The sequence below is a fragment of the Ideonella sp. genome (assembly GCF_036277275.1).
Taxonomy (GTDB): domain Bacteria; phylum Pseudomonadota; class Gammaproteobacteria; order Burkholderiales; family Burkholderiaceae_C; genus Ideonella.
On sequence record NZ_DASUNH010000015.1, the window covers coordinates 24,121 to 50,635 of the forward strand.

Sequence of the window (26,515 nt, forward strand, 5' to 3'; positions counted from 1 at the left end):
CGGGTCGTCGGTCGAAGGAACAAAAACCGCTCAACCGTGGATGTGAGCCTAGGTTTCGCGGGTCGAACCGCCTATCAGCGGGCCGCCCATCCCCTTGTCGGAAGTGGCTGACAAACCTCGGTGCCGTCCCATGAGCAATCGGTGTGCCTGTGCGCGCCCTGCAAAAAACACAAAAAGCTGCCCGCAGGCAGCCTTCGTGGGCGCCACAGCGCGCGCCGATCGGCACGCTGCCGGACCGGGCCGGCGTGTCAGAGCCGGCCGGCGCGTGAGCGGGCGAACCAGCCCGCCAGCATCGCCACCGCGGCACCGGCCGCCACGGCGATCAGCACCGACTTGACCGGCTCGTGCTGGATGTAGCCCACCGCCCGGTCGCCCGCACGATGCGCCTGATCGCGGACCTGGTTGCTCGCGTCACGCGCACGGTCCACGCCCCGGCGGGTCAGGGCTTCCATCTGCGCTGCGGCCCGGCTGAAGGCCGAGGGAGCCGCGTCACGCATGTGATCGACGCCCGCATCGATGCTGTCGAGCGCGCCGTTGGTGCCACGACGGGTGGCGTCCACCGCGCCGTGGGCCTTGGCGGCCAACTTGGCGGCCACCTGGTCGGCCGTTTCGCTGGCGGATTGGGTGAGTGAAGTCGTGGTGTTCATGGAGGTTCCTTTCGATCGGCAGGGAGGAAAACGAAGGCGGCCGTCAGGCCGCGACTAGCCCTTGCGCAGCAGCCCCATCAGGAATGCGGCGACGGCCATGACCAGGAAAAGAATGAACAGGATCTTGGCGATGCCCGCAGCGCCGGCGGCGATCCCACCGAAGCCGAGCAGCGCCGCGATCAGCGCGATAACGAGAAAGACAACGGCGTAGTGCAACATCTGGTGCTCCTTGGACGGCAAGGGCGGCGGGGGCTGCCCTGTTGAGGAAGGTCGCAGGTTTTGCTGCGATGCGTCCAATGTAGGCAGGCGCCTGCTCGCACTTCAGCAGCAGACAACGCGGCTGGATGTCGGTGCGCAATGCGAGAGCACGTAGGACGAAGCCTACGCTTTGATCGGCCGTGTGTCGACAGGCTCGTTCAGGCCGGCGCGCGGGGCTCGTTGGCCGAAACCGATGCGGCGTCGAGCGCGCCGTCGGCGGCAGGCTCGACCACCGGCGCGAGCGGCAGCCGGGCGCTCAGCGTGGTGCCGCGACCGGGCGCCGACTGCACGCTGAGTTGGCCACGCTCGGCCTCGACACGAAAGCGCATGCCGAGCAGGCCATGGCTGCCGCGGCTGCTCAGCTGGCTGGTGTCGAAGCCGGCGCCGTTGTCACGCACCTCGACGACGGCGTCGTCGCCGTCTGTGGCAAGGGTGACCTCGACCTTCGTCGCGCGGGCGTACTTCGCGATGTTGGTCAGCGACTCCTGGACGATGCGAAACACCACCAGGTCCGCGCCGGCGGCGAGCCGCACGGGCTCGAGCCGCGCCACGATCGGCAAGCCCATGCGCTCGGCCGATTCATTGCACAGGATCTCCAGCGCCGGCACCAGGCCCAGGCTGCTCAGCGTCGACGGGCGCAGGTCTTCGATGATGCGGCGCTTCAGCGCAATGCCGCTGTTCAGCGCCTCGACCAGGTGGGCCAGGCGCGGCGCCAGATCGGGCGCGGCCTGTTGCAGCTTCGGGCGGATACGCGCGACATCGAGCTTGGCCGCCGTCAGCAGCGCGCCGAGTTCGTCGTGCAGATCGCGCGCCAGGCGCGCACGCTCGTCTTCGCGCGCGGTCTGCAGGTGGCGCGCGAGCTCGGTCAGGTCGGCGGTGCGCAACCGTACCTCGCGCTCCAGCCGTTCGCGCTCGGCCTGGGCCTCGGCCTGGCGTTCGGCCAGTTGCCTGTCGAGCAGGCGGCCGGTGCGCAGAAAGCCACTCAGCACCAGCAGGCCGACCGCCGTCAACGCCGCCACGCCGAGCCGCCCCATCAGCAGGGTGTCGTAGACGCTGGTCAGCGCTTCGCGGCTGGCCAGGTTCTGCTCCTTCAGCAGCTCGTCGACCTCCTTGCGCAGTTGCTCCATCTGGTCGCGGCCGATGCCGGTGCGCACCATCTCGAGCGCCGTGTCGCGCGCGCCGCTCTTGTCCAGCCGCAGCGTCTCTTCCATCTCGCTGAGCTTGGCGATCACCAGGCTGGTGATGCGCTTGCGGTGGACGTCCGAGGCGGTGTCGCCAGCTTCGTTGTAAAGCTTCTCGATCTTCTGCAGGCCATCGAACACGTCGGAGCGTGCCGACTGGTACGGCACCAAATATTCGGGGCCGCCGGTCAGCAGGAAGCCGCGCTCGCCCGACTCGGCATCGGTCACGCGGCGCAGCACCCGCAACAGCTCGTAGCGGGCCTGGTCCATCGCGGCCAGGCGGGTCAGCCGTGTGTCGGCGCCGTGGTAGGCCAGCTCGCTCAGCGTGATCATCAGGCCGGCCACCAGCGCGGCCAGCGGGAATGCCAAGGTCTTGTAGCGGGCCCGTTCGAGCCAGGGAGCGAATCGGGTGGGCATGGCCTACACTCCCCTTGCCTTAAAACTGTTGACGACAGGTACGCCATGATCAGGGTTGGAATTGTGGATGACCATGTGATCGTTCGTACGGGGCTGCGCCAGTTCCTGTCCGAGCAGGTCGACTTGCGTGTCACGGGTGAAGCCGCCAACGGCCGCGAAGCCCTCAACCTGGTGCGTGCCGGCGAGGTCGACGTGCTGGTGATGGATCTGTCGATGCCCGACCAGAGCGGGGTCGATGCGCTGGCTGCGATCAAGGCGCGCGAGCCCGACCTGCCGGTGCTGATCCTCAGCGGGTTCCCCGAAACGCACTACGCCACCACCTTGCTGCGCCAAGGGGCGAGCGGCTACCTCAACAAGGAGTGCGACCCGGAGGAGATCGTCACCGCGATCCGCACCGTCTACCGGGGTCGCAAGTACATCACCGCCGCGGTCGCCGAGCTGCTGGCCGACGGGCTGGGTGGCGACCCCGACAAGCTGCCGCACGAGCAGCTGTCCGAACGCGAATTCCAGGTCTTCCTGCGCCTGGCCAAGGGCGAGACCATCGGTCACATGGCCGACTCGATGGCGCTCAGCGTCAAGACGGTCAGCACCTACCGCACGCGGGTGATGGAGAAGATGAAACTCTCGTCCAACAGCGACCTGACCTACTACGCGCTGAAGAACGGCTTGATCCAATAGCCGCACGGTGGTCTGCCGGCCGCCTTGCCGGCGCGTCAAGCTTGGGGCAGGGGCCGGCTGAGGCCCTCGCAATAGGCCAACAGCTCTTCGAGCTCGGCCGACTTGTCGAACACGCGGTCGGCGCCGAGTTGTGCGCAACGCTTGCGCATGTCGGCGGTGGCGAAGTTGGTCAGCACCACCAGCCTGGCGTGTGGGTGCAGCGCACGCGCTTGACGCAGCACCTCCAGCCCGGTGCCCTTGCGAAGGAAGATGTCGATGATCATCAGGTCGCAGGCATCGCTGGGCTGCGTTTGCAGCCAGTCGACTGCGCTGCGCTCATCTTCGGCCGTGCCCACGATCTGCACCGCCAGCAGCTCTTCGAGCGTGGCGATCAGGTTCTGCCGGATCACCGCGCTGTCTTCGACGAGGAAGCACCTGAGCGGGTTCGGCAGGGCGCTGGCAGGCATCAGCGAGGTCATACGAACGAGAAGCGGGGGGCAGCCGCGAAAAGGTCCCGAAACCCGCCGCGGCCTGCGAGGGCAGCCTTGGGTGCTTGGTCGGATTATCAAACGCCCATCCGGCCTCGGGCGTCCGTGCAGCGACGTGTTTCTTGTCGGACGAATCCTACGGCGATTTCGCGGGCCCGGTGGCGGCCACCTTCTGCTCCGACTTTCGGGCCGGCTTGTCGGCAGCCCCTTGCGCCATCTTCTGCGCGGCCTGCTGGTGCCGCTGCACCAGTTCCCGGCAGCCGGCGAGCTTGGCCTTGGCTTCGTCGCCGCCCGTGTCGATCAAGGGCAACAGCGTCGCCAGCGGATTCAACATGCCCAGCAGCACCGCCGGCACGACGCGGCGAGCCAGCGGGCCTTTGTCCAGCGACAGATCCGGATCGCCCAGGGTGCCTCGCACGTGCACCGGCGTGCGCAGTGCCAGAGGGCTCATGTCCTTGGGCGCGACGCGGGCGATCAGGTCGAGCTTTTCGCTGGCCAGCGACAGGCTGCCTGTTGCCCATAGCGTCGAGTCGCTGGTGTCGACGACCAGGACTCTGGGCGAGACCTGGCCTTTTTGCACCTGCAGATCGGCAGCACCACAGTTGACTGCCAGCGCGTCGTCACCGCGCAGCATCACGCCCAGCGCCTGCGCGATGTCGATGCCGGCCGCCTCGACCACCAGGTGCGACATCCGGCCGCGGGTCCACAGCAACTGGGCCTGGCCATCGGCGGTGGCCAGCAGGTCGGCGATCGATCGGCCGTGGCCGGTCAGCCTGAAGCGACCGCCGAGGTCGCCGGCTACATAGGGCGGCTGGTCCTTGGGCCGGTCCTGTTGAATCCACTGTTCCAGGCGCAAGCCGCTGGTCGACAGATCCGCTGTCCACACGCCGTTGTCCGGGCGCCGCCCATCGAGCTGAATGCGGCCCCAGACCCGGCCTTGCGCCAGCGTCGCATCCAGGTCCTCCAGCGTGAGGACGCTGTCGTTCAACGTCAGGTGGGCTTTCAGCGGCCGCAGCGACTGCAGCTTCGGGTGGCCGAGTTCCAGCTGGTCCAGCTTGATGCGTACATCGGCCTTCATCATCGCCAGCGACGGCAGGTCCAGCGGCCGGTCGGGTAGCACGCGCTCGTCGTTGTCCGATGGACCCGGCTTCGTCTTGGCCAGCTCGGGTTCGGGCGCGGCGCCGATCGCCGGCCCCAGATCCTGCAGCCACAGCACCGGGCCGCGCAGCTCGCCGGTCAGCGAGGGCAACTCGCCGGGGCGGTTGCGGAACTCGAACTCGCCGGCCAACCGGCTGCGGCCGATATGGGCCGACTGGACCTGCGTCGTCCAGCGGGTGCCTTCGCGCTGCAACTGACCCTGCATCGTGAACTGGGCGGTGGTCGGCAAGGTGACCCCCAGCGGTTCACCGACCGCGGCGAGCGACGGGCCGCTGAGCAGGTAGCGCCCGTTCAGCGTCTGCTGCCCGAGCAGGTCGCGCACGTTGCCGTCGAACTTCAGCCTGGCGCGGCCGGCACTTCCTTCGAAGCTGAGCGGCACATCGGAGGGGCTCAACGCGTCTATGCCGGGCAACACCGAACCCGTGCGCGCCTGCAGCGCGATCGGCGCGTCGCGGTAGCGGCCCTTGGCCTCCGCCGTCCAGCCTGGCTGGTTCTTCCATGCGTCTGGCAGGTAGGCGAACTGGCCTTCCAGCTGGACGGCGCTTGGCGCGTCGATCAGCGTCAGCCGGCCGCCGCGAACGATCAGCGATTCGAAGTGCACGCCGTCGATCGGCGGCTTGTCTGTGTTGGGGGGGGTGGCTGGGTCAGCGCCGAATTGCCAACTGGCGCGGCCATCGGCCTTGCGTTCCAGTTGCAGTTGCAGACCATCGGCCTGCAGGGATTGGACAGTCAGCGCATCACCGCTTCGGGCCGCCATCAGGTCGCGGTAGCGCAACTTCAACTCGGCTTGTCGGGCCTGCACCATCGGGCCCAGCTGGCTCCATGACGGATTCGCGATGTTCAGCTCGGCCACCTGCAGCCGGATGCGGCCCAGCAGCGACAGGCGAAAGCCGTTCGCCGCGTCGTCGCCGAAGTCGACATCGCGTTCGAGGTGGCCGGTCATCCAGCGCTCGGCCGGATGGGCCAGGAAGCGCCAGCCTTGCCATTCGGCCACGCCGACCGCGGCCACCAGGGCCGCCACCAGCGACAACGGCAACGCCCAATGCCAGCGATGGCGGGGACGTGGTGGCGGCGCTGGCGTGGGCGTCGGGGGTTGAGGTTCGTGATTCACGGTGGAGGCTTCCGCTCACTCGGCCCAGGGCAGTCGTCGGGCCAGGGAGTGGTGGGCCACGTCGCTCAGGACCGCACGACGATCTGGTTCTTCACGGCCTTCACGCCGTGCACATTGCGCGCCAGGTTCTCGGCTTCGCCGCGCTCGGTGCCGGTCTTGGCAAAGCCGGACAACATGACCTCGCCGTTCAGCGTTTCGACCTTGATCGAGGTGGCGTCCACGGCCTTCGATTCGACGAACTTGGCCTTCACGGCCGTGGTGATCGTGGCATCGTCGATGTACTCGCCGACCGATGACTGGCCGCGCGAGACGGCGCAACCCGGCAACGTGGTCAACGCAGCCAGGGCGGTGGCGATGGCGACAAAGGTGGTGCGGGCGTTCATGATGGGGACCTCCGAGGCGTCGGCATGCGGCCGTGCCTGTTTCTCTGTTGCAGTAATGCAAGGTTTCGAACCACCGGCCCCGCGCCCCTCGGGCCTGGCCGGCATCGGATCGACAGGCTGGGCGGCGGCGCTGCCGACGGGGCCGACTTGTCGATGGCGAGACCTTAGGTCCCGGCGCCGCCCACCCCCATCGGAAGACTGCGCCGTCCGCTGTAGGACGCCGCCGCGCCCGGCGCAGGAGTGGCCAAGCCCGGCCTGGTTGCGCTGCTGTCCTACATCCGACCCGCCCGGTGCCCGACGCCCCCCGCGCGCCGACCTGCGCAGACTGGAGCGACGTCCCCACCGCGAAGGAGAAGACGATGATCACCCATGCCCATCACGACACACGCGTACACGCGCAGCCCCCGGCACAGTACCCGCTCTACGAGCCGGCCCGCCGGCACTGGCCGGGCGTGTTGGCGGCCGTGGCAGTGGCCGCCGCGGCAGCGCTGCTGGCGGTGAACGACACCGATGAGAAGGACACACTGCCGCCGCCGCCCGCGGCGACCGAATCGGCGACGACGTCGAATGCTGCACCGCCGACGAGTGAGCGGCCCACCGAACGCAGCGTGGAAGACACCAGCCGCGTCATCGTGACCGACGAGCAGCCGGTGGACGTCTCGACGCCGGTGCAGGAGGACGAACCGGCGCCGGCACAGTAGCGCAAGCCACGCGCCTCGGATCGTCCCGAGGCCCACCGAAGCGGCCGGGTCATACCGGCCGCTTCTTGCATGCGCTCGACACAAAAAGGCCCCGGTCGTCTATCCGACGGGCCGGGGCAGCTTCAGGATTGAGGGGGGGTCGGGCGCGTCCGACAGGCCGTCAGCGGCCGTCCGTGTTCGGGCGACGGTCGACCCAGTTCGGCACGCCGTCGCCGTCACGGTCGGCATCCCGCGAGTTGCGCACACCGTCGTGGTCCTTGTCGTGGCGGGCCCAGGCGCCGTGCGTGAAGTGCCATTGGCCATTGCGCTCGACCCAGCGCGGTTGGACGTAGACATAGCCCGGGCGGGCAGCCGTCCAGGTGCCGCCGACCCACACATGCGTGTTGCCGCGCCAGGCCCAGTAGCCCGGTGTCCAGACGAAGCCCGGGCGTGCCGCGGGCACCGGCTCATAGCGAGGTGCGGGTGGCGGAACCCGCAGCACCAGGTTGACGTCGACCTCGGCCGAGGCGGCTTGCGGCAGCATGGCCGCCACCGGCGCCAGCAGCGACAGGGCGATCACGGATGCTTTGAACATGGTGTGCTCCTTTCATTGAAAGACATGCCATGTCGCGCATCTTCGGCAGCGCGCCGCGCACGCTCCATCGGACGCGGGCGGTTCGGCGTGTAGGGCAAGGCCTTCAGAGAGGGCCGAGTCCGGGGTATGGGCAAGGTTCGGGCCTGCGCGGCAGCGCGCTGCGCACCCGAGCCGAATCAGGCCAGCGCCATCGACAGGTAATGCTCGCCCAGCAGCAATGCAAACAGCGCGAACAGGTCGACGATCGAGTAGCGGAACGTGGGCATGGCCCAACGGGCGGGGTCTTGCCGCAGCCGCCGCGCGAACCAGACGAAGCGCGCGCCGAAGCCGGCTGCGCCGAGCGTGTAGAGCCAGCCGCCGACGCCGCTGACCAGGCCGATCGCCTGCGGGACCAGCGTGATCGCCCATAGCACGATCGCGTACTGCAGCACGCGCAACGTGGTGAAGGGCACGCCGTGGATCACCGGCAGCATCGGCACGCCGGCGCGGGCGTAGTCGTCCCTGCGGTGGATCGCCAGGGCCCAGAAATGCGGCGGTGTCCAGACGAAGATGATCAGGAACAGCAGCAATGCCCCCGGCTCGACCTGCCCGCTGACGGCAACCCAGCCCAGCAGCGGCGGCGCCGCGCCGGCGGCACCGCCGATCACGATGTTCTGCGGCGTGCGGTGCTTCAGGAACAGGCTGTAGATGCCGGCATAGCCGATCAGCGAACCCACGGTCAACACGGCGCACAACACGTTGGTGAAGGCCAGCAGCAGCGCCGTGCCGGCCAGCCCGATCACACCGGCGAACAGCGCGACCTGCGGCGTGCCGAGCGCGCCGCGCGGCAGCGGGCGGCCGCGCGTGCGCGCCATCACCGCGTCGATGCGCTGGTCGACCAGGTGGTTGATCGCTGCGGCGCTGCCGGCCACCAGTGCGATGCCGAGCGAGCCGAAGGCCAGCACGGGCCACGGCGGCGCCGCGGGGCTGGCCAGCAGCATGCCGACCACGGCAGTGAACAGCATCAGTGCGACGACGCGCGGTTTGGTCAGCTCGAAGTATTCGCGCCAGGCGGCCCGGCGGCCGGCTGGCAAGGTCAGCGGGGTGGCGATGATGGATCTCCTAGCGGAAGAACAGCAGCCGGGTCAGGTTGGTGTAGTTGGCCTCCGAAGCCATCAGGCCCACCAGCACGATCAGCGCCCCGGGCGGAATCAGGATCGCGCAGACCAGCGCCATCCTCTCCCAGGCCATGTGCATGAAGACGGCGACGATCAGCCCGGCCTTCAACATCATGAAGACCAGGATCAGCGTCCAGCGCAAGGCGCCCTGGAAGTGGAAGTAGTCCACCAGGTACGACAGCGTGCTGAGCACGAACAGCATGCCCCAGATCTTGAAGTACAGCGCGATCGGGTGCTGCTGGTGCTGTTGTTGCGGCCGCGCCGCGGCAGCGAAGGGAACGAGTTGCTGTTCCATGGCGGACCTTTCACCAGAGGTAGAACAAGGCGAAGATGAAGACCCAGACCAGGTCCACGAAGTGCCAGTACAGGCCGACGATCTCGACGATCTGGTAGTTGCCGCCGCTGGGCGCTGGGCCGCTCCCGAGACCAGCACCCGCCGCGGGGGGCAGGCCGGGCCCATGCCCGGACTTGGGGGCACCTGTGTCGTACTTGCCGTTCAGCAAGCGGATCGCGACCACCGCCAGGTAGATCACGCCGGCCGACACGTGCAGACCGTGGAAGCCGGTGACCATGAAGAAGACCGAGCCGAACTGCGCCGCTCCCATCGGGTTGCCCCAGGGCCGCACGCCTTCGTCGATGATCAGCTTGGTCCACTCGAAGGCCTGCATGCCGACGAAGGTGGCACCGAAGAAGGCGGTGATGAACATCAGCCGCGCGGCGTTGACCTTGTCGCGGCGGTAGGCGCAGTTGACCGCCATCGCCATCGTGCCGCTGGAGGTGATCAGGATGAAGGTCATGATCGCGATCAGCAGCAACGGCACCGGCTTGCCGGCGATGTCGAGCGAGAACACCTCGCTCGGGTTCGGCCACGGCACGGTGGTCGAGGCGCGCACCGTCATGTAGCCGGTCAGGAACGAGCCGAAGATGAAGGTGTCGGACAGCAGGAAGATCCACATCATCGCCTTGCCCCAGGCGACCTGGAAGGTCTGCTGGTCGCCCGACCAGTCGGCCACCAGGCCGCGCCAGCCGGCGACCTGGCCGTCATCGTGGGGGGGCGCATGGGCTGACGGCGCGGCGCCGCGGCCGCCGCCTGCGACAGCGCCGGGTGGATCCAAAGGCATGTCGGTCATCGCGTCACTCCTTTGATGTCGTTAGCTGCGACCGCAGATGTAGCGCACGATCTCGGGGGTCAGCAGCGCGAGCGCGGCGAACAGCACCAGCCACACGGCGAACAGGAAATGCCAGTAGCGTGCACACAGCTGCACCCGCCAGGCCACCGCTCGAAGCTCGGCCGCTGGTGTCGACAGGGCTTGTGCGGCGATGCTCCACGCCACCAGCCCGCCGAGCACGTGCAGGCCGTGCAGCGCCGTCAGCACGTAGAAGAAGCTCGCGGCCGGATTGCCGCTGAGCATCACCCGCTGGTCGATCAGCGCTTGCCAGCCCCACAGTTGCGAGCCAACGAACGCCGCCGCCGCGGCGCCACCGGCGATCAGCATCGGCTTCAGCCGCGTGCCCTGGCCGGCGGCCGCGGTCGAACCGGCGAAATGCATGAACACCCCACCGGCCAGCAGCAACAGCGTGGACAACCACAGCTGCGGCGGCATCGGGATCGGCGACCAGTCGACGGCATCCATCCGCATGCCGTAGGCGACGAGGAACAGCGAGAAGAAGGTCGTCGCGACACCGATGAACAGCCACAGCGCGGTGCTGGTGGTGCGGGCGCGATCGGGCTCGACCGCATCAAGGGGCGTGCGCGGATCCGGCTTTGCCGGGCCGCTGCGCGAGCCCCCGCGGGGGGCAGCGACCGGAAGGGAGCGTGGGGGCATCATGTTCCTTTCAGCGTTCTTGGGACGGCTCGGCGCCACCGGCCGATGCCGGTGCGTTCTGCGGGATGTAGTCCTCGTGCGAGCCCGGCATGTTGAACGCGTAGGCCCAGCGGTGCACGACAGGCAGCTTGGCGCCCCAGTTCAGGTGCTTGGGCGGTGTCTGCGGCGTGAACCATTCGAGCGAGCAGGCGCGCCACGGGTTGGGCGGGGCCTTTTCGCCGTACTTCAGGCTCCACAGCAGGTTGACCACGTAGATCAGCTGCGCCACGCCGAGGAACAGCGCGACCACCGTGATGAACTCGTTCAGCGTGTGCGCCGACGGCGGAATGAACTGGTAACCCTCGTAGTTGTGGTAACGACGCGGCATGCCGAGCACGCCCAGATAGTGCATCGGGAAATAGATCAGGTAGGTGCCGAGGAAGGTGATCCAGAAGTGCCATCTGCCCAGCGTGTCGTTGAGCATGCGGCCGGTGATCTTCGGGTACCAGTGGTAGATGCCGCCGAAGACGACCAGCAGCGGCGCCACGCCCATCACCATGTGGAAGTGGGCGACGACGAAGTAGGTGCCCGACAGCGGGATGTCGACGCTGACGTTGCCCAGGAACAACCCCGTCAGGCCGCCAGACAGGAAGGTCAGCAGGAAGGCCAAGGTGAACAGCATCGGCACCGTCAGGTGGATGTCACCGCGCCACAGCGTGAGCACCCAGTTGTAGACCTTGATCGCTGTCGGCACCGCGATGATCAGCGTGCTGGTCGCGAAGAAGAAGCCGAACCAGGGGTTCATGCCGCTGACGAACATGTGGTGGGCCCAGACCACGAAGCTCAAGCCTCCGATGATCACGATCGCCCAGACCATCGTGCGGTAGCCGAAGATCGCCTTGCGCGCGTGCACGCTGATCAGGTCCGAGACGATGCCGAAGGCCGGCAGCGCGACGATGTAGACCTCGGGATGGCCGAAGAACCAGAACAGGTGCTGGAACAGCAGCGGGCTGCCGCCCTTGTGGTCGCTGACCTGGCCCAGACTGACCAGCGCCGGCATGAAGAAGCTGGTGCCCAGCGTCTTGTCCAGCATCATCATCACGCCCGAGACGAACAACGCCGGGAAGGCCAGCAGCGCCAGGATGGTGGCGGTGAAGATGCCCCAGACCGACAGCGGCATGCGCATCAGCGTCATGCCCTCGCAGCGCGCCTGCAGCACGGTGGTGACGTAGTTCAGGCCGCCCATCGTCGTCGCGACGATGAAGATCAGCAGCGACACCAGCATCAGGATGATGCCCCAGTCCCACCCCGGCGTGCCGGGCAGGATGGCCTGTGGCGGGTACAGCGTCCAGCCGGCGCCGGTGGGCCCGCCGGGAACGAAGAAGCTCGCCATCAGCACGATCACGCTGAGCAGGTAGACCCAGAAGCTCAGCATGTTCATGTACGGGAACACCATGTCCCGCGCACCGATCATCAACGGGATCAGGTAGTTGCCGAAGCCGCCCAGGAACAGGGCGGTCAGCAGGTAGATCACCATGATCATCCCGTGCATCGTGACGAACTGGTAGTAGCGCTCGGCGTTGATGAACTCGAACACGCCCGGAAAGCCGATCTGCAGCCGCATCAGGTTGGACAGCACCAGCCCGACGATGCCGACCAGGATCGCGGTGCCGCCGTACTGCACGGCGATCACCTTGTGGTCCTGGCTCCAGACGTACTTGGTGATGAAGCTCTGCGGTTCGTGGTGTTGGTGCAGGTCGTCGGTATCGGCGTAGGCCATTGCGGTGTCCTGTCAGCTGGGGCGGCGGGGAACTGCCGGAATCGTCATTGCGGCGCGGTGCCCTGTGCCTTGATGTAGGCGACCAGCGCATCCATCTCGTGGTCGGTGACGGGGATCGGTGGCATCACCTGCGCGAAGCCCTTGATTGCGCGGGCGTTCGGGTTCTTGATGAAGTCGCGCAGGTAAGCGTCGTCGACCTTGGCGGTCGAGCCGTCGACCATCGTCTCGGTCTTGCCGAACAGGTTCTTCCAGGTCGGGCCGACGCCGGGATTGCCATCGATCGTGTGGCAGGCGGTGCAGCCCTTGGACTGCGCGATCGCAGCGCCCTGCGCCACCAGGTCGGCGCCGGTGGCGCCCGATGGTGCCGACGGTGCTGGCGGCTTCATGCTGACGCCGAAGGTCGTCTGCTTCTTCAACCAGGCCTTGAAGGCGGCATCGTCCTCGACGACGACCAGCCCGTGCATGTTCGGATGGCCCACGCCGCACAGCTGTGCGCACATCGCCTCGTAGCGACCGGTCTGCGTCGGCGTGAACCAGAACCAGCTCATCTGGCCCGGCACGATGTTCATGCGGGCGCGAAACTGCGGCACGAAGTAGTCGTGCAGCACGTCGTGCGAGCGCGCCAGCACCTTGACCGGCTGGTTCAGGGGCAGGTGCACCTCGTTGCCGGTGATCAGCACGTCGTCCTGGCCGCTGGCGTCGGCCGGGTCCAGCGCGAACGGGTTGGTGGCGCTGAAGAAGCGGGCGTCGCTGCCGCCCAGCTTGCCGTCGTCGCCGGGGAAGCGGTAGCGCCACTGCCATTGCTGGCCCAGCACCTCCAGTTGCATCGCGTTGGAGGGCGGCTGCACGTAGTCGGCGTAGACCTTCAGCCCCGGTGCCAACAGCGCCACGATGCCGACCGAGGTGATGCCGATCAGCCAATGCTCGAGTTTGCGGTTGTCCGGCTGGTAGGCGGCGCGCGGGCTGCCCGGCCGGTGCCGGAAGCGCCACAGCGTGTAGACCACGAACAGCAGGATGACGACGAAGAACGCGCCGGTCACCCCCATCGTGATCGACAGCGTCTGGTCCATCTGGGTCCAGTTCGAGGCAAGCGGCGTCAACCACCAGGGCGTGAGCAGGTGGAAGACGACACTCGCGACGACGATCAGCAACAGCGCGATCGCGATGCTCATGGTTCGAAGCTCCGACGTGGGCGGGCCCGGTGCTGGGCTGGTGCCGGCGGCACGGCGTCGTGCTGCGCGGCCGGGGACACGGCGGGCCGCCTCGGGCGGCCCGGTGGGGGGCGGGTTCAGCCTTGGTCTTGGCGCCGCTGGCGGTACTGGGCCAGCTTGCCGTACAGCACGGCGGCGGTGATGCCGAATACCACGTGCGCACCGAACGTGCCCCAGGCCCGCATCTCGGCGAACCACGGGAAGACCTCGGTCAGCGCGAAGAAATTGAGCAGGTACAGCAACGCACCGAAAATCGCGCCGATCACCGGCAGCGACACCCTGGTGTCGTCGTCATAGTGGTAGCCGGCCACCACCGCGCCCAGCACCAAGCCGAAGCTGATGCCCAGCACGTAGTGCGTGGCCAGTGCGACGCCGACGATGGTCGGGTCGAACACATGGGCCGGTGCATGCAGCACCGAGTAGGGCCCCATCGTGATCGCGGCGACGAACTGCGAGATGCGCCACGGTGCCTCGCCCATCATCGCGCCAGCCCACAGCAACTCCAGCACCATCAACACCGCGCCGGCGGCGAAGCCGGCGACGGCGGCCGCCACCAAGTCGGGCGAGCGGCCCTCCCAATGGTGCAGACGAAGACGCAGTTCCATGGTCACCTCCAAGAACGCAAAACGGCCGCAGAGCGGCCGGGCAGGGCGGGAGAGGATTCGACAAGGACAAGGACAGGCACGACAGCCGGCACGGCGGCCGGGGCAGGCAGCAGGGCATCGCCAGGGGGGGCGACAAAATTGCCAAAAGCGCGACGGCGCCCGCGCATGGGGGCGCACTGCGGGTGGTCCAGCGCTTGTTGCGGAGCGCCAGGCCGCTCGGTTCGCGACGGGCGGGTTCGCCTGCGCATAGCCACCCCCTTGCAAAGGTTATGCCCCGAGGAATCGTCTGCGACGATCCCGCCCCCCGAGGGGGTCAAGGAACTAGGGAACGGCCCGTCGTTCCTTGAGGCAGCAAGAAAGAGATTGCAACCGTTGCGGCGGTTTTACTCCTGTTGCCGGCTCACGGCAAGGCGGGCTCTACCCTGGCGCGGCCGGGTTTTACAAACCGGTACGAGCCGGGGGCCGATGGGCTCAGTGCGGCAGCCAGCCCAAAGCGCGATGGCCGGTCGGCGTCGTGTCGAGCGCACGTTCGCCGTCGTGCCGACGCAGCCAGCCGCGTTCGACGAAGTGACTCAGTAACGCACTGCCCAGCGGGCCGGCAAGATGGTCGCGTCGCTCGGACCAGTCGAGGCACGGATAGGCCTGGCGACGCGCGCCGGGCGAGGCCAGCCGTGCCTGCCAGGCCGCGCCGTCGAGACCCCAATCGTTCAGGCCGCGCCCGCCCGCGTCGCTGAGGGTGAAGACCGGCCCGGCGACGCTGGCACCGGAGCACAGCCAACCTTCGCCCTGCAGGTGCTCAAGCAGCGCGACACCGGCGCGGCCAGCCAGGTGGCCGTAGCAGCAGCGTGCTTCACGCAGCCGCGCGCGCCCGGGCCGGGCCCAGGTGGACTCGTGGCTGCCGCGTTCGGCCACCAGCGCCAGCGCCTCCAGCGCGTGGGCCACCTCGGCATCGGCCAGGCGGTAGTAGCGGTGGCGGCCGCGCGGTTCGCAAGCCACCAGGCCCGCGTCCAACAGCTTGGCCAGGTGGGCGCTGGCGGTGGCCGGGCCGACCGACGCGCAGGCGGCGAGTTCGCCGGCACTGGCCAGCTCGCCGCCAAGCAGGTAGCTCAGCATGCGCGCGCGGGTGGCGTCGGCCATCAGCGCGGCCACGCGCACCAGGCGCGGTTCGTGGGCAGCGGGTTTCACGGGCATCAGAGCAAGGCGGCGTTCGAGTCGGTGGGCGCTTCTTCGCGCTCGACCAGACTGTAGTCGCGCAGCACCTGCGCGACGCGGATGCGGTAGCTGGCGAACACCGTGTCGCGACCTTCGCGCTGGCCTTCACGGTGCGTGGCCTGGTTGCGCCACTGCCGCACTGCGGCCTCGTCGCGCCAGGTCGACAGCGACAGGAAGGTGCCTGGTCGACCGAGGCTCTCAAAGCGCTCGACCGAGATGAAGCCGTCGATCTTCTGCAGCGCGGCGGCCAGTTCGGCGGCGATTTCGAAATAGTGCTCGGCCTGGCCCGGTTTCGGGGTCACTTCAAAGATCACGGTCAGCATCACGCAGCCTCCAGCGCCGGGCGTTGCAGGAAGCTCGAGTCGACCACGCGAGTGAAGGTGCGCCATTCCTGCAGGATGAAGCGCTGCTGCTGCGCGAACTCGAAATTGGCACGGCCCTCGGCGTCTTCGCGCAGGCGCTGGCGGTAAGCCTCGTAGGCCGCCAGGCTCGGGAAGGCAATCAGGCCCCAGGCCTCGTCGTTGGCGCCCTCGTGCGGCATGAAGTAGCCCAGCAGGTGGCCGCCGCAGCGCGGGATCACGCGGGCCCAGGTCTCGGCGTAGCGCTCGAAGGCGTCGCGCTGGAAGGGGTCCAGGCGGTAGCGGATGAAGCAGGTCAGGGTCATGGTGGTCGTGCAGTGTTTGCGATGGAGTCAGTGTCCGCCGCGATCCGGGGTCGATGTTTCGACGGTGGACGAAACGTCGACGTGGCGGTCTGATCGGACGTAATGTCCAGACGGCCGACGACGACCAAGCGTGACAGCGGCCGCCGCCGCCGCTGCTCCTGAAGCCTTGACGGTTTCGCGCTGATCAGACCGACAGCGCGGATGCGGTGCGCAACCGCATCCGCAGCCCGATCGGCGACATCGTCAGCGCCAGGCGCTCTCGCACCGGCGCGCCGTCCACCGTGTCGACCGATTCGATGCGGAACGATGCCAACAACATCGAGATCACCATCTTCATCTCGGCCAACGCCAGGTAGCGCCCCGGACAGATGCGCGGCCCGGCGCCGAACGGCATCGAGACCCGCTTGGCCGAGCTGGCCGCCTGGCCGGCCGGCCCGTGCGCCAGCCAGCGTTCGGGCATGAAGCGCTCGGCGTCGACGAAGTGCGTGTCGCTGACTGCCGCCGGCCGCATCAGGCACATGACGAGGCTGTTCACCGGCACCTCGATGCCGGCGACGACCGTGTCGCGCGCCGCCTGCTGGATGATCAAAGGCGCGACGGGCCTCAGCCGCATCGTCTCGTGCGCACAGGCCTCGACATAGTCCAGCCGTTGCAACTGCTCGGGCTGCGTCACCAGGCTGGCCGGGCCGACCACCGCGCGTGCCTCGGCCGCGGCTCGCGCGGTGGCGTCGGGGTGGTGGTGCAGCTGCCAGATCATCCAGGCCAGCGTGTTGGCGGTCGTGTCTTCGCCGGCCAGCAGCATCGTCAACACATTGCCCGACACGTCTTCGTCGGTGACCGTGCTGCCGTCGCGATCACGCGCGGCCAGCATCGCCTCGATCAGGTTGCGCGGGTTCGCGCGCAGCGCCGGGTCGGCCATCAGGCGGGCCTGCGCCGCAGCGATGAAGCCCTGCACTGCGTCGGCCAATGCGGCCAGGTGTTGGTCGAGTCGGCGGTCGGCCGGCAGCTTGAACCAGCCCCAGTAGCGCACCGGCGCCATCACGCGCTTGAACAAGGCCGGCAGCACCTTGTCCAGGTGCTGCTGGATCACCTCGTCGTCCGACTCGATGGTGTTGATGTCGGCGCCGAAGGCCAGGCCGGCGGTCACGTCGACGGTGTAGCGCATCAGGTCGGCTTGCAGGTCGATCGGCTCGCCACGCTGCGCCGCCCTCTGCCAGCGCTGGGCGAAGCGTTGCGTCACCTTCACCAGCGTCGGGAAGAAGCTCTTGATGTGGGTCGGGTCGAGCCCGGCCAGCACCATCGGACGCTGGCGCCGCCAGGCCTCGCCGTTGGCGCTGAACAGGCCGTGAAAGCCGAACTCGCGCGCGGTCTGGCTCAGGCGCTCGGTGCGCTTGAAGCCTTCGGGCCGGTCGCGCAGCACCGCGGCCACCACCTCGGGGTTGGACAGCACCAGGAAGCGCCGGCGGCCGATGCGCATGCGGTAGGCCTCGCCGTACTGCCGGGCCCAGGCTTCGGCTTGCTGGTGCAGGCGGTCGCGGTCCAGCTGCAGTGTGTTGCCCAGCAGCGGCAGCCCGCGCGGGCCGGGCAGATCGGCGATGCGGCGAGGGGCGGGTGGCGCGGCCGTGGCAGCGGCTGGCGTCGTCGTTGGGGTCGGTGTCATGGAGTTCTGTGCCATGGGCCTCCAGCAGGTGCGGCCGACGCAAGGCCGGCAGCGAAAACACTACGCCCAAACACCTGCCGACACATCCCCCATCCGGGGGAAGCGCCGCGGGCATGCCGGCCCTGCGCCGGTTAGCGCGGCGCGGTGTCTTCGAGCACCGAGAACCGCACCGCGAAGATGTCGCGCCGATGCACGGAGCCGTCGGCCGCCTTGTCGATCACCAGCAGTTGTTGATGGTCCGCCGGCCCGGCCGGCAGCACCAGCCGGCCGCCGGGGGCGAGCTGGTCGAGCAGCGCCTGCGGCACTTCTTCGGGCGCGGCGCTGACGATGATCTTGTCGAACGGCGCCTGCTCGGGCCAGCCCTGATGGCCGTTGGCCACCCGCAGCGTCACGTTGTTGCAACCCAGCTGGCGCAGCCGCTGGCGGGCGCTCAAGGCCAGCGCCTCGATCAGCTCGACGCTGTAGACGTGACCGGCCAGTCGCGACAGGATGGCCGTCTGGTAACCCAGGCCGGTGCCGATGTCGAGCAGTTTGTCGTCGGGCTGAGGGTCCAGCAGATCGGTCATCACCGCGACGATGAAGGGCTGCGAGATCGTCTTGCCGCAGCCGATCGGCAATGGCGAGTCGGCGTAGGCGTAGGGCCGCATGTCCAGCGGCACGAAGGCGTGGCGCGGTACCTCGGCCAGTGCGTTCAGCACACGGCGACTCAAAGCCGCCTTGCCCAGGCGGCCGCAGTTGAAGATCACCAGCGCGGTGATCTCGGCCAGCATGCGCTCGCGCGCCTGCACGTAGTCGTCTTCCTGGGCCATGACGTCTTCGGGTCCCCCACGAACCGGTGGCCTGCCGATGCATCGATGCTACGCCCGCCGGCCGTCGTTCACCAGAGGCGCTCGGCGTCGCCGCGGACCCTCAGGCCAGCGTCTGTTTCAGCAACAGCTTCAGCTGCTTGCGCCCGGCGGCGTTGCTGCCGCGCCAGGCTTTCAGCGCCAGCTCGAGAAACTGTTCTTCCGCCGGCGACAGGCCTGGCGACGCATGTTCTTCGTCGAGCCAGCCATGCGCCTGGCCGCACGCGGCCTCGATCTGCCGCGCCAGCTTGTCGCCGATCGGCCGGCTGCTCTTGATCTGGCTCCACATGCTGGGACTGACCTGCAACGCCTGCGCAAAAGCCTGCTCCAGCCCCTTAGGCGGCTCGCCGGCCCGCATGCGCGCTTCGGCGAATTGCTGGAACAGCTGCAGGGCGTTGTGACGGCGGGTCAGCGTGAGGTTGGGCTCGGTCAAGGTGTGGCAGAGGAGCGACGGCTTCGGGGAGCGGATTGTCGCACCGGCTTGACGCGTCAGTGAAGACTCTTTACAGTTCGCCCCGTCGCTTTGAAACCCGTTTGCCTTCAGCATGAAGACCCGCGCCGCGCATCATCACCAGCCTCTGTTGCCGATCTCCGGCAGCCGTGCGCTCGTGCGTGCCGCCATGCCGGTGTCGCTGCATGAAGAGGGTTTGGCGACCCATCCGGGCCGGGGAGCTGCGTAGCCAGCACGCCCCGCCACTCGAATCTTTCGAGGCCCGGATCCCGCCAAGGATCCGGGCCTTTTGTTTTTGACGCTCGTGCGTCTCCCATCGCGGGTGTGTTTTGGCACAACGGTCGTCCCGGCGACCGGCATGTGCGCCGCTGGAATGCCAGCGTCGTGCAGCGAAGGCGCCCGGCCCAGCAGCCTTCGCGCCGGAGCACAACCGCGATGGGAGCGACGAGCTTCCCAAAGAGCCGTGCGCGCCCGAGCGCTACGGCGCAAATCGGCCGCAACGATAGGGCGGCGCCGGAACCCGTCACCGGATGGAATGCCGGGCCGCCTTGGCCCTTGTGGAGGGAGAGAAGAAGATGAAGAACGAACAACTGCCGAAGGTCGACATCCAGGTCAAGCAACCGCCCGTGCTGTTCAGCAAGACGCAGGGCCTGATCGACCAACTGACCCACCGCCTGGGCGGGCCCGTCGTCGCGTACTGGAACGGTGCACGCGGCTCGGTCTGCCACAGCGACGTGGTCGCGCTGTACCACGTGCTGTCCCGTCTGGGCCAGCACGAGACGATCCACCTGTTCCTGAAGTCCGACGGCGGCAGCGGCCAGGTGTCGCTGCGGCTGGTCAACCTGCTGCGCCAGCACTGCCAGCGCCTGGTGGCACTGGTGCCGTTGGAGTGCGCGTCGGCTGCGACGATGGTCGCGATCGGCGCCGACCGCATCTTGATGGGCCCGACGGCCTACCTGACGGCGGTCGACACGTCGCTGAACCACGCGCTGTCGCCGCTGGACCGCGACAACGACCGCGTCAGCGTCAGCCTGAACGAGCTGCAGCGCGTGATCCGCCTGTGGCGCGAGCAGCAGGCGCAGGGCGAGGCGACGCCGGAGAACGCGTACAAGGCGTTGTTCCAGTATGTGCACCCGCTGGTGATCGGCGCGGTCGATCGTGCGGAATCGCTGTCGATCATGCTGTGCCGCGAGCTGCTGGCGTACCACATCGCCGATGCCCAGAAGGCCGACGCGATTGCCAGCGCGCTGAACGGCAAGTACCCGTCGCACGGCTACCCGATCCTGCTCGACGAGGCCGTCAAGATCGGCCTGCAGGCCGAGCGCATGCCGGCCGATGTCAACGCGCTGTTGGTGCAGCTGAATGCCTGCTACAGCGAGATGGGCCAGAAGGCGACGACCGATTTCGACGAGGTGCGCGCGCACAGCAACGAGATCGCCAACATCTGGGAGTCGCAAGGCGCGCAGGTCTACTACCAGCAGGACAAGGACTGGTTCTACCGCTCCGAAGAGCGTCGCTGGATCACGCTGAACGACAACAGCGGCTGGCGTCGCATCGAGCGTGTCGGCAAGCGCATCCAGCGTGGCCTGCTGCACGTGTCGTGAGGCGCCGCACCCGGCGTTCGATCAGGTCGGCCGCCGGCTGAAGCGCATCTCGGCCAGCTTCACCAGCCGGCCCGATTGCAGCGCGACCTGGAAGAAGGTCAGCGTGCGCTGACCGTCTTTCTCGTAGGCTTCGGTCATCCGGTAGTTCACCGAGTGGCCGGCGCCATCGGGCTGCAACGCGGTCCAGTACATCGTGCGCGTCTCGGCGTTCCAGTGGCCGTAGTCGGTGCGCACCGCGCCGTCGTTGGTGTCGACCCAGGTGTCGACGTATTGTTTCGCGACCGGATCCCAGCCCCAGACCCCGTGGCCCTGGAAGGCTGGCTTGGCTGCCGCGCCGTCCGGCCCGTGCACGACCAGGTCGTTGGTGACCCAGTGGCCGTTGGACAGCAACACGTTGGTCTGCACACCGCGGGCGTTGCCGTTGGCCTGGCCGGTGGCCGGGTCGAAGAACTGGATCTCGGCATCCCAGACGCCGGCCTGCATCTGCGTCGGTCGATGCCGCTCCGGATCCGGCGCGTCGGCTGCTGCCGCCGTCGCCGAGAGCACCGCACACCAGGCCAGGGTCCACCACGCACGCATCGCTCGTCTCCTCGGTCGTTCGGAATGCGCGGCAGCCTAGACGGCGACGCGCCGGGGCGCTCGCCGATGCGACGGGCTGCGCATTTCCGGGCACTGAAACCGGCCCGGCGGGGCTGAAGCCACTGCCGCGGCGGCGTACCATCGCGACGTGGTCGGCGGCCCCGCTGGCCTTGACGACGCGAAGGGAGATCGCGATGCAGCGATGGACACCCCGGGTCACCGACCTGGCCGGCGGTCTGCAGGTGCGGCGCGCGCTGCCGGTGGCGGCGCGGCGTTCGGTGGGTCCGTTCGTCTTCTTCGATCACTTCGGCCCCGTGAGCCTGGCGCCCGATGCCGACACCGACGTCGGGCCGCACCCGCACATCGGGCTGGCCACCGTCACCTATTTGTTCGAAGGTGGTTTCCTGCATCGCGACAGCCTCGGCACGGTGCAGGACATCGCCCCTGGCGCCGTCAACTGGATGACCGCCGGCCGTGGCATCGTGCACAGCGAGCGCACGCCCGACGCGCAATGGGGCCAGGTGCGCCGGCTGCACGGGCTGCAGCTGTGGGTTGCATTGCCGCTCGACGCCGAGCAGGGCGAACCGAGCTTCCAGCATGTGGCGGCCGAAGACATCCCGCAGGGCGCGATCGACGGAGCCGACGTGCGCGTGCTGGTCGGCGAGGCGTTCGGCCTTCGATCACCCGTACGCACCGCTTCGCCGACGCTGTACCTGGATGTCGAGCTGCCGGCCGGTGTGCCATGGACGCTGCCCCGGCTGGCCGAAGAGATGGCGGTCTACAGCCCGACCGAGTGCATCGAACTCGCCGGCGAGATGCTGCCGACCGGCGAGATGGCGCTGGTGACCGGTGCCGACGGTGCCCTGCTGCGGGCGGCGTTGCCGACGCGTGTCATCGTGATCGGCGGCATGCCGCTGGAGCCGCGCCTGATGTGGTGGAACTTCGTCGCCAGCGACCGCGCACTGATCGAGCGCGCCGCAGACCGCTGGGCCGCGCGCGATTTCGAGCCGATCCCCGGGGAGACCGAGGGCCTGCTGATGCCGCCGCGGCCGCTGCACCCCGGCGTTTGATGGCAAAGCTACTGCGCATGGCCGGGAGGTGCTGGCTGGCAGATTGGCGGCACGCCGCGGGCTGTGCCAGCCTGCTGGCCGCAACGGCCCAGGTGTGCGCGGCCGAACCGCTCAACCTGTACTTCTTCGAGCGCCCGCCCTATGCGGTGCAGCGGGCTGGCAGCGACGAGGTCCACGGCCTGAGCGCCACGCCGGCAGCGCAGGCCTTCAAGTCCGCGGGCATCGCCTTTCGCTGGGTCGGGATGCCGACCATGCGCCAGCTCGTCACGTTGAAGAACAACGGCGCCCCGCCGGCGTGTGCGGTGGGTTGGTTCAAGAACCCCGAGCGCGAGCTGCACTTCAAATTCAGCAAGCCGATCTACCGCGACAAACCGACCGTGGCCTTGGCCCGAGCGGACTACACCCAGGCCAGCGCCACCCTGGCCGACACCCTGCGCCAGCCGGGCCTGCAGGTGCTGATCAAGGATGGGTTCTCGTACGGCCCGCTGATCGACCAGCTGCTCATCCAGAGCAAAGTCGAGCGGATCGTGACCAGCGCCGATTCGGTGCCGATGATCCGCATGGTCGCTGCACAGCGCGCCCACTTCATGTTCGCCGCCGAGGAGGAGGCGGCCTACCTGGTCGAACAGGCCGGCGTGCCGACGACCCAGCTGCGTACGCTGCGCTTCACCGACCTGCCGCATGGCGAGCGCCGACACATCCTGTGCAGCAAGACCGTGCCGGACGAACTGATCGAACGGCTGAACAAGGCAATCACCGTCGAGATTCCGTGAGGCTGGGGCTGGGGCCGGTGCCCAAGGCCCCGCCCACCACCGTGCGTCACACCGTCGAATCGGCGGGCACGGCCTGGCCGCGCAGCCCGGCGATGTCGCGCATCGGCGGGGCGCCGAACTGGCGGCTGTATTCGCGGCTGAACTGCGACGGGCTTTCGTAGCCGACGCGGTAGGCGGCGGTCGACGCGTCCAGCCGGTCGGCCAGCATCAGGCGCCGCGCTTCGGTCAGCCGCAGCCATTTCTGGTACTGCAGCGGGCTCATCGCCGTCAGCGCGCGGAAGTGGTGGTGGAAGGTCGACGGGCTCATGCGCACCAGCTCGGCCAATGTTTCGACGCGCAGCGGCTCGGTGAAGTGCATCTTCAGCCAATCGATCGCGCGGCCGATCTGGTGGCTCTGGCTACCCGCCGCGCCGATCTGGCGCAGGCGGTCGCCCTGCTCGCTCATCAGCAGGCGATAGAGGATCTCGCGCTGCGCCAGCGGCGCCAGCGCCGGGATCGCCGCCGGCTCGTCGAGCAGCTCGACCAGGCGCTGGAACGCCGACAGCAGTGGCGCAGTGACGCGGCCGGTGGCCATGGCCCGCTCGGCCGACTGCGGACGCGGCGGCGGCACCTGGCCGTCCATCATCAATTGCGCGATCTCGTGGGCGTCCAGCCGCAGCATCACCGCCAGGTAGGGCCGCTCGGGGCTGGCCTCCAGGATTTGCGCCACCGCCGGCAGGTTCAGCGAGGCGATCAGGAAATGGTCGCGGCCGTAGACGAAGCTGTCCGAACCCAGCAGCACGCGTTTGCTGCCCTGCACGATCAGCGCGACACCCGGCTCGTAGACGCCGCAGACCGGCCCGGCCGTGGTGCTGCTGCGGAACATCGCCAGGCTCGGCAGGTTCGGCAGCCGGTGCAGTTCGCCGTCCGGCGCCCAACGCAGGATCGCCTTCGCCAGCGTCTGGCGGGCAGCCTCGGCGCGGTCGTCGTCGGGATCAGGGATGGGCTGGTTGACTCGTTGCAGCACGGCGCGGCTCCCGGGCAAGACACCCATGCTAGCGAAGACCGGCCACCCCTTGCCGGCTGCTGCCGCCGGTCGGACGATCAGGCAATGAAATCGCAGCATCAGGCTAACCGCGATGTCGCCTGGGGATCGACACTCGCCGGCCTACAGGAGGATTTCGCATGACGACCACCTTGAACGTCAACGGGCGCGACCAGGCGCTCGACGTCGATCCCGGCACGCCCATCCTCTGGGCGCTGCGCGACACGCTGGGCATGACCGGCACCAAGTTCGGCTGCGGCGCCGCGATGTGTGGCGCGTGCACGGTGCACTTGAACGGCCAGGCCATCCGCTCGTGCGTCACGCCGATCTCGTCGGCGGCCGGCCAGAAGATCACCACCATCGAAGCGGTCACCGACGGCCACGACAAGGTCGGCCAGGCGGTGCACGCCGCATGGGTCAAGCACGATGTCGCGCAGTGCGGCTACTGCCAGAGCGGCCAGATCATGTCGGCCACCGCCTTTCTCAAGTCGCTGCCGAAGGGCAAGAAGCCGACCGAGGCCGAGATCGACGCCGCGATGGCCGGCAACATCTGCCGCTGCGGCACCTACGCGCGCATCCGCGCCGCGGTGAGCGACGCCGCCAAGTCGCTGGCCTGAACAAGGAGACGCGCATGCACTTCGAACACACATCCGACCAGAACCTGGCCGAAGAACTGCCCAAGGCCCTGCGAGCCATCCTGGCGCGAGACGACGCCGCGCCGCGCGGCGTCGCCCGCCGCAGCTTCCTCAAGCTCTCCGCCGCCGGTGGCTTCGCGCTCGGCGCGTTTCCGCTCGGTGCCGGCGCCCAGGGCACCGCGCCGGCCGCCGGCCTGAAACCCTTCCAGCAACCCTCGGCATTCGTCCACATCGCCGCGGATGGCACGGTCACCGTCACGATCAACCGGCTCGACTTCGGCCAGGGCGTGCAGACCGCGCTGCCGATGATCCTGGCCGAGGAACTGGACGCGGACTGGTCCAGGGTCCGCAGCGTGCACGGCACCAACGATCCGGCCTACGTCGACCCGCTGTTCGGCATGCACCTGACCGGCGGCTCGGGCTCGATCGCGCACAGCTACATGCAATACCGCGAGCTCGGCGCGCGGGCGCGGGCGATGCTGGTGTCTGCAGCCGCAGCGCGCTGGAAGGTGGATGCCGCCACGCTGAGCACGCGTGAAGGCATGGTGCTCGGCCCGAATGGCCAGCGCCTCGGCTACGGCGAACTGGCCGAAGAAGCGATGAAGCTGCCGGTGCCCGACAAGGTGGCGCTGAAGGACCCGAAGGATTTCAAGCTGATCGGCCAGCCGACCACGCGCATCGACGCGGCGGCCAAGAGCAGCGGCAAGCAGAACTACGGCATCGACGTGCGCCTGCCCGGCATGCTGACCGCGGTGGTCGCGCGGCCGCCGGTCTTCGGCGCGAAGCTGAAGTCGGTCGACGACAGCGCCGCGAAGGCGGTGCCCGGCGTGAAGGCGGTGCTGCGGGTACCGACGGATCGCGGCGGCGAAGGCGTGGCCATCATCGCCGAGGGCTACTGGCCGGCCAAGCAGGCGCGCGAAGCGCTGAAGGCCGAGTGGGATCTGGGGGGCGTCGAAAAGGTCGACAGCGCCAGGCAGCTCACGCAGTACCGCGCGCTGGTCAGCCAGCCGGGGCCGCGCAAGTTCGACGCGGATGTGTCCGCGCTGGCCAATGCACCCAAGCGCATCGAAGCCGAGTTCACCTTCCCGTACCTCGCGCATGCACCGATGGAGCCGCTGAACTGCACCGTGCGGCTGCAGGGCGACAAGGCCGAGCTGTGGATGGGCTCGCAGATGCCGGGGCTGGATGGGCTGGCCGCATCGAAGGTGCTCGGGTTGCCGCCGCAGAACGTGGCGGTGCACGTTCAGATGGCCGGCGGTGGCTTTGGCCGGCGAGCGATCGCGACGAGCGACTACGTCGTCGAAGCCTGCAACGTGGTGAAGGCCGCGCAGGCGGCCGGCATCGCCGCGCCGATCCGCACGCTGTGGAGCCGCGAAGACGACATCCAGGGCGGCTACTACCGGCCGATGCACCTGCACAGCGCGCGCATCGGCTTCGATGCGCAGGGCAAGGTGCTGGCCTGGGACCACGTGATCGTCGGCCAGTCGATCGTCGGCGGCACGCCGTTCGAAGCGATGATGGTCAAGGACGGCATCGACGCCACCGCAGTCGAAGGCATGAAGGAGCCCTACGACGTGCCGATGCGGCTGACCGTGCACCACCCGAAACTGAACGTACCGGTGCTGTGGTGGCGAAGCGTGGGCTCGACCCACACCGCCTACGTGATGGAGACGCTGATCGACGAGATCGCGCGCCAGACCAAGCAGGATCCGGTGGCCTACCGGATGAAGCTGATCGGCAGCGAGCACCCGCGGCACCGCGCAGCGCTGCAGCTGGCGGTCGACAAGAGCGGCTACGGCAAGAAGAAGCTGCCGGCCGGCCGCGCCTGGGGCGTCGCGGTGCACGAGTCGTTCAACACGGTGGTC

Annotated in this window: 30 protein-coding genes; 8 read left to right on the forward strand and 22 right to left on the reverse strand. The window is 68.5% G+C overall.

Features of this window, described 5'->3' with window-relative positions; all coding sequences use genetic code 11:
* Positions 1 to 248 precede the first annotated feature (248 nt).
* The 3 genes from VFY73_RS03000 to VFY73_RS03010 all read right to left on the reverse strand — a co-directional run bounded on the left by VFY73_RS03000 (position 249) and on the right by VFY73_RS03010 (position 2,503).
* On the reverse strand, positions 249 to 647 hold the full coding sequence (locus VFY73_RS03000; protein WP_329716427.1) for a hypothetical protein: 399 nt from the start codon (positions 645 to 647) through the stop codon (positions 249 to 251).
* A 54-nt stretch (positions 648 to 701) separates the two neighbouring features.
* Positions 702 to 866, reverse strand: coding sequence for a DUF1328 domain-containing protein (locus VFY73_RS03005; RefSeq protein WP_329716428.1), 165 nt, complete (start codon positions 864 to 866; stop codon positions 702 to 704).
* Between the two features lie 197 nt (positions 867 to 1,063).
* A complete protein-coding gene (locus tag VFY73_RS03010; RefSeq protein ID WP_329716429.1) occupies positions 1,064 to 2,503 on the reverse strand; it encodes a CHASE3 domain-containing protein in 1,440 nt (479 codons plus the stop codon).
* 45 nt (positions 2,504 to 2,548) lie between these two features.
* On the opposite strand from VFY73_RS03010, the gene VFY73_RS03015 reads away from it, so the two are divergent.
* Positions 2,549 to 3,181 carry a response regulator transcription factor gene (locus VFY73_RS03015; RefSeq protein ID WP_329716430.1) on the forward strand — a complete coding sequence of 211 codons (633 nt, stop codon included), beginning with the start codon at positions 2,549 to 2,551 and terminating at the stop codon, positions 3,179 to 3,181.
* Between the two features lie 35 nt (positions 3,182 to 3,216).
* On the opposite strand, the gene VFY73_RS03020 is transcribed toward VFY73_RS03015, so the two are convergent.
* From VFY73_RS03020 to VFY73_RS03030, 3 genes are all read right to left on the reverse strand, one after another.
* Entirely contained in the window at positions 3,217 to 3,627 is a 411-nt protein-coding gene (locus VFY73_RS03020; protein WP_329716431.1) for a response regulator transcription factor, read from the reverse strand.
* 157 nt (positions 3,628 to 3,784) lie between these two features.
* Entirely contained in the window at positions 3,785 to 5,917 is a 2,133-nt protein-coding gene (locus VFY73_RS03025) for an AsmA family protein (protein ID WP_329716432.1), read from the reverse strand.
* 65 nt (positions 5,918 to 5,982) lie between these two features.
* Entirely contained in the window at positions 5,983 to 6,300 is a 318-nt protein-coding gene (locus tag VFY73_RS03030) for a BON domain-containing protein (protein ID WP_329716433.1), read from the reverse strand.
* A 359-nt stretch (positions 6,301 to 6,659) separates the two neighbouring features.
* Here VFY73_RS03030 and VFY73_RS03035 point away from each other — a divergent pair, with 359 nt between their 5' ends.
* Positions 6,660 to 7,001, forward strand: a complete 342-nt coding sequence (locus tag VFY73_RS03035) for a hypothetical protein (protein ID WP_329716434.1) — start codon at positions 6,660 to 6,662, stop codon at positions 6,999 to 7,001.
* A 160-nt stretch (positions 7,002 to 7,161) separates the two neighbouring features.
* Here the strand turns inward: VFY73_RS03035 and VFY73_RS03040 are convergent, their stop codons facing one another.
* From VFY73_RS03040 to VFY73_RS03105, 14 genes are all read right to left on the reverse strand, one after another.
* Complete coding sequence (locus VFY73_RS03040; protein WP_329716435.1) at positions 7,162 to 7,575, reverse strand: hypothetical protein; 414 nt, start codon at positions 7,573 to 7,575, stop codon at positions 7,162 to 7,164.
* A 176-nt stretch (positions 7,576 to 7,751) separates the two neighbouring features.
* Positions 7,752 to 8,666, reverse strand: a complete 915-nt coding sequence (gene cyoE, locus VFY73_RS03045; protein ID WP_414654379.1) for a heme o synthase — start codon at positions 8,664 to 8,666, stop codon at positions 7,752 to 7,754.
* Positions 8,667 to 8,676: 10 nt separating this feature from the next.
* A complete protein-coding gene (locus tag VFY73_RS03050; protein WP_329716437.1) occupies positions 8,677 to 9,027 on the reverse strand; it encodes a cytochrome C oxidase subunit IV family protein in 351 nt (116 codons plus the stop codon).
* A 10-nt stretch (positions 9,028 to 9,037) separates the two neighbouring features.
* Positions 9,038 to 9,862 carry a heme-copper oxidase subunit III family protein gene (locus VFY73_RS03055; protein WP_329716438.1) on the reverse strand — a complete coding sequence of 275 codons (825 nt, stop codon included), beginning with the start codon at positions 9,860 to 9,862 and terminating at the stop codon, positions 9,038 to 9,040.
* A 21-nt stretch (positions 9,863 to 9,883) separates the two neighbouring features.
* On the reverse strand, positions 9,884 to 10,558 hold the full coding sequence (locus VFY73_RS03060; protein ID WP_329716439.1) for a cytochrome c oxidase subunit 3: 675 nt from the start codon (positions 10,556 to 10,558) through the stop codon (positions 9,884 to 9,886).
* Between the two features lie 10 nt (positions 10,559 to 10,568).
* Positions 10,569 to 12,317, reverse strand: coding sequence for a cytochrome c oxidase subunit I (locus tag VFY73_RS03065; protein WP_329716440.1), 1,749 nt, complete (start codon positions 12,315 to 12,317; stop codon positions 10,569 to 10,571).
* A gap of 44 nt (positions 12,318 to 12,361) precedes the next feature.
* Positions 12,362 to 13,489 carry a cytochrome c oxidase subunit II gene (locus VFY73_RS03070; protein ID WP_329716441.1) on the reverse strand — a complete coding sequence of 376 codons (1,128 nt, stop codon included), beginning with the start codon at positions 13,487 to 13,489 and terminating at the stop codon, positions 12,362 to 12,364.
* Positions 13,490 to 13,605: 116 nt separating this feature from the next.
* Positions 13,606 to 14,133 carry a hypothetical protein gene (locus VFY73_RS03075; protein ID WP_329716442.1) on the reverse strand — a complete coding sequence of 176 codons (528 nt, stop codon included), beginning with the start codon at positions 14,131 to 14,133 and terminating at the stop codon, positions 13,606 to 13,608.
* Positions 14,134 to 14,604: 471 nt separating this feature from the next.
* Entirely contained in the window at positions 14,605 to 15,318 is a 714-nt protein-coding gene (locus VFY73_RS03080; protein WP_329716443.1) for a metalloregulator ArsR/SmtB family transcription factor, read from the reverse strand.
* Between the two features lie 5 nt (positions 15,319 to 15,323).
* A complete protein-coding gene (locus tag VFY73_RS03085; protein ID WP_329716444.1) occupies positions 15,324 to 15,668 on the reverse strand; it encodes an antibiotic biosynthesis monooxygenase in 345 nt (114 codons plus the stop codon).
* Positions 15,668 to 16,009 carry an NIPSNAP family protein gene (locus tag VFY73_RS03090; protein WP_329716445.1) on the reverse strand — a complete coding sequence of 114 codons (342 nt, stop codon included), beginning with the start codon at positions 16,007 to 16,009 and terminating at the stop codon, positions 15,668 to 15,670. Before VFY73_RS03090 ends, VFY73_RS03085 begins: the two co-directional genes overlap by 1 nt.
* A gap of 184 nt (positions 16,010 to 16,193) precedes the next feature.
* The gene (locus VFY73_RS03095; protein ID WP_329716446.1) at positions 16,194 to 17,669 is read right to left on the reverse strand and encodes a cytochrome P450; all 1,476 of its coding nucleotides are present in this window, start codon (positions 17,667 to 17,669) and stop codon (positions 16,194 to 16,196) included.
* A gap of 131 nt (positions 17,670 to 17,800) precedes the next feature.
* A complete protein-coding gene (locus VFY73_RS03100) occupies positions 17,801 to 18,478 on the reverse strand; it encodes a protein-L-isoaspartate(D-aspartate) O-methyltransferase (RefSeq protein ID WP_329716447.1) in 678 nt (225 codons plus the stop codon).
* Positions 18,479 to 18,578: 100 nt separating this feature from the next.
* Positions 18,579 to 18,947 carry a hypothetical protein gene (locus tag VFY73_RS03105; protein WP_329716448.1) on the reverse strand — a complete coding sequence of 123 codons (369 nt, stop codon included), beginning with the start codon at positions 18,945 to 18,947 and terminating at the stop codon, positions 18,579 to 18,581.
* A 112-nt stretch (positions 18,948 to 19,059) separates the two neighbouring features.
* Here VFY73_RS03105 and VFY73_RS03110 point away from each other — a divergent pair, with 112 nt between their 5' ends.
* Both VFY73_RS03110 and VFY73_RS03115 read left to right on the forward strand, forming a co-directional pair.
* Complete coding sequence (locus VFY73_RS03110) at positions 19,060 to 19,194, forward strand: hypothetical protein (RefSeq protein ID WP_329716449.1); 135 nt, start codon at positions 19,060 to 19,062, stop codon at positions 19,192 to 19,194.
* A gap of 346 nt (positions 19,195 to 19,540) precedes the next feature.
* Positions 19,541 to 20,569 carry an SDH family Clp fold serine proteinase gene (locus tag VFY73_RS03115; RefSeq protein ID WP_329716450.1) on the forward strand — a complete coding sequence of 343 codons (1,029 nt, stop codon included), beginning with the start codon at positions 19,541 to 19,543 and terminating at the stop codon, positions 20,567 to 20,569.
* Between the two features lie 21 nt (positions 20,570 to 20,590).
* Here the strand turns inward: VFY73_RS03115 and VFY73_RS03120 are convergent, their stop codons facing one another.
* A complete protein-coding gene (locus VFY73_RS03120) occupies positions 20,591 to 21,148 on the reverse strand; it encodes a DUF1579 family protein (protein ID WP_329716451.1) in 558 nt (185 codons plus the stop codon).
* 194 nt (positions 21,149 to 21,342) lie between these two features.
* Here VFY73_RS03120 and VFY73_RS03125 point away from each other — a divergent pair, with 194 nt between their 5' ends.
* Together VFY73_RS03125 and VFY73_RS03130 are read left to right on the forward strand one after the other, a co-directional pair.
* Positions 21,343 to 22,218: a pirin family protein gene (locus tag VFY73_RS03125; RefSeq protein ID WP_329716452.1), complete on the forward strand. Its 876-nt coding sequence runs from the start codon at positions 21,343 to 21,345 to the stop codon at positions 22,216 to 22,218.
* On the forward strand, positions 22,218 to 22,991 hold the full coding sequence (locus VFY73_RS03130) for a transporter substrate-binding domain-containing protein (protein WP_329716453.1): 774 nt from the start codon (positions 22,218 to 22,220) through the stop codon (positions 22,989 to 22,991). The genes VFY73_RS03125 and VFY73_RS03130 overlap by 1 nt, the downstream gene beginning before the upstream one ends.
* Positions 22,992 to 23,037: 46 nt before the next feature.
* On the opposite strand, the gene VFY73_RS03135 is transcribed toward VFY73_RS03130, so the two are convergent.
* Positions 23,038 to 23,997, reverse strand: a complete 960-nt coding sequence (locus VFY73_RS03135) for an AraC family transcriptional regulator (protein ID WP_329716454.1) — start codon at positions 23,995 to 23,997, stop codon at positions 23,038 to 23,040.
* A 158-nt stretch (positions 23,998 to 24,155) separates the two neighbouring features.
* Between VFY73_RS03135 and VFY73_RS03140 the strand changes: the two genes are divergently transcribed.
* Entirely contained in the window at positions 24,156 to 24,632 is a 477-nt protein-coding gene (locus VFY73_RS03140; protein ID WP_329716455.1) for a (2Fe-2S)-binding protein, read from the forward strand.
* Positions 24,633 to 24,646: 14 nt separating this feature from the next.
* On the forward strand, positions 24,647 to 26,515 hold a 1,869-nt coding region (locus VFY73_RS03145; RefSeq protein ID WP_329716456.1), incomplete at its 3' end, for a xanthine dehydrogenase family protein molybdopterin-binding subunit.

What these genes read in the sequence shown, in the direction of transcription:
- VFY73_RS03000 (WP_329716427.1), bottom strand. Translation starts at nt 647, where the DNA reads ATGAACACCACGACTTCACTCACCCAATCCGCCAGCGAAACGGCCGAC.
- VFY73_RS03005 (WP_329716428.1), bottom strand. Translation starts at nt 866, where the DNA reads ATGTTGCACTACGCCGTTGTCTTTCTCGTTATCGCGCTGATCGCGGCG.
- VFY73_RS03010 (WP_329716429.1), bottom strand. Translation starts at nt 2,503, where the DNA reads ATGCCCACCCGATTCGCTCCCTGGCTCGAACGGGCCCGCTACAAGACC.
- VFY73_RS03015 (WP_329716430.1), top strand. Translation starts at nt 2,549, where the DNA reads ATGATCAGGGTTGGAATTGTGGATGACCATGTGATCGTTCGTACGGGG.
- VFY73_RS03020 (WP_329716431.1), bottom strand. Translation starts at nt 3,627, where the DNA reads ATGCCTGCCAGCGCCCTGCCGAACCCGCTCAGGTGCTTCCTCGTCGAA.
- VFY73_RS03030 (WP_329716433.1), bottom strand. Translation starts at nt 6,300, where the DNA reads ATGAACGCCCGCACCACCTTTGTCGCCATCGCCACCGCCCTGGCTGCG.
- VFY73_RS03035 (WP_329716434.1), top strand. Translation starts at nt 6,660, where the DNA reads ATGATCACCCATGCCCATCACGACACACGCGTACACGCGCAGCCCCCG.
- VFY73_RS03040 (WP_329716435.1), bottom strand. Translation starts at nt 7,575, where the DNA reads ATGTTCAAAGCATCCGTGATCGCCCTGTCGCTGCTGGCGCCGGTGGCG.
- VFY73_RS03050 (WP_329716437.1), bottom strand. Translation starts at nt 9,027, where the DNA reads ATGGAACAGCAACTCGTTCCCTTCGCTGCCGCGGCGCGGCCGCAACAA.
- VFY73_RS03055 (WP_329716438.1), bottom strand. Translation starts at nt 9,862, where the DNA reads ATGACCGACATGCCTTTGGATCCACCCGGCGCTGTCGCAGGCGGCGGC.
- VFY73_RS03060 (WP_329716439.1), bottom strand. Translation starts at nt 10,558, where the DNA reads ATGCCCCCACGCTCCCTTCCGGTCGCTGCCCCCCGCGGGGGCTCGCGC.
- VFY73_RS03065 (WP_329716440.1), bottom strand. Translation starts at nt 12,317, where the DNA reads ATGGCCTACGCCGATACCGACGACCTGCACCAACACCACGAACCGCAG.
- VFY73_RS03070 (WP_329716441.1), bottom strand. Translation starts at nt 13,489, where the DNA reads ATGAGCATCGCGATCGCGCTGTTGCTGATCGTCGTCGCGAGTGTCGTC.
- VFY73_RS03075 (WP_329716442.1), bottom strand. Translation starts at nt 14,133, where the DNA reads ATGGAACTGCGTCTTCGTCTGCACCATTGGGAGGGCCGCTCGCCCGAC.
- VFY73_RS03085 (WP_329716444.1), bottom strand. Translation starts at nt 15,668, where the DNA reads ATGCTGACCGTGATCTTTGAAGTGACCCCGAAACCGGGCCAGGCCGAG.
- VFY73_RS03090 (WP_329716445.1), bottom strand. Translation starts at nt 16,009, where the DNA reads ATGACCCTGACCTGCTTCATCCGCTACCGCCTGGACCCCTTCCAGCGC.
- VFY73_RS03095 (WP_329716446.1), bottom strand. Translation starts at nt 17,669, where the DNA reads ATGACACCGACCCCAACGACGACGCCAGCCGCTGCCACGGCCGCGCCA.
- VFY73_RS03100 (WP_329716447.1), bottom strand. Translation starts at nt 18,478, where the DNA reads ATGGCCCAGGAAGACGACTACGTGCAGGCGCGCGAGCGCATGCTGGCC.
- VFY73_RS03110 (WP_329716449.1), top strand. Translation starts at nt 19,060, where the DNA reads ATGAAGACCCGCGCCGCGCATCATCACCAGCCTCTGTTGCCGATCTCC.
- VFY73_RS03115 (WP_329716450.1), top strand. Translation starts at nt 19,541, where the DNA reads ATGAAGAACGAACAACTGCCGAAGGTCGACATCCAGGTCAAGCAACCG.
- VFY73_RS03120 (WP_329716451.1), bottom strand. Translation starts at nt 21,148, where the DNA reads ATGCGTGCGTGGTGGACCCTGGCCTGGTGTGCGGTGCTCTCGGCGACG.
- VFY73_RS03125 (WP_329716452.1), top strand. Translation starts at nt 21,343, where the DNA reads ATGCAGCGATGGACACCCCGGGTCACCGACCTGGCCGGCGGTCTGCAG.
- VFY73_RS03130 (WP_329716453.1), top strand. Translation starts at nt 22,218, where the DNA reads ATGGCAAAGCTACTGCGCATGGCCGGGAGGTGCTGGCTGGCAGATTGG.
- VFY73_RS03140 (WP_329716455.1), top strand. Translation starts at nt 24,156, where the DNA reads ATGACGACCACCTTGAACGTCAACGGGCGCGACCAGGCGCTCGACGTC.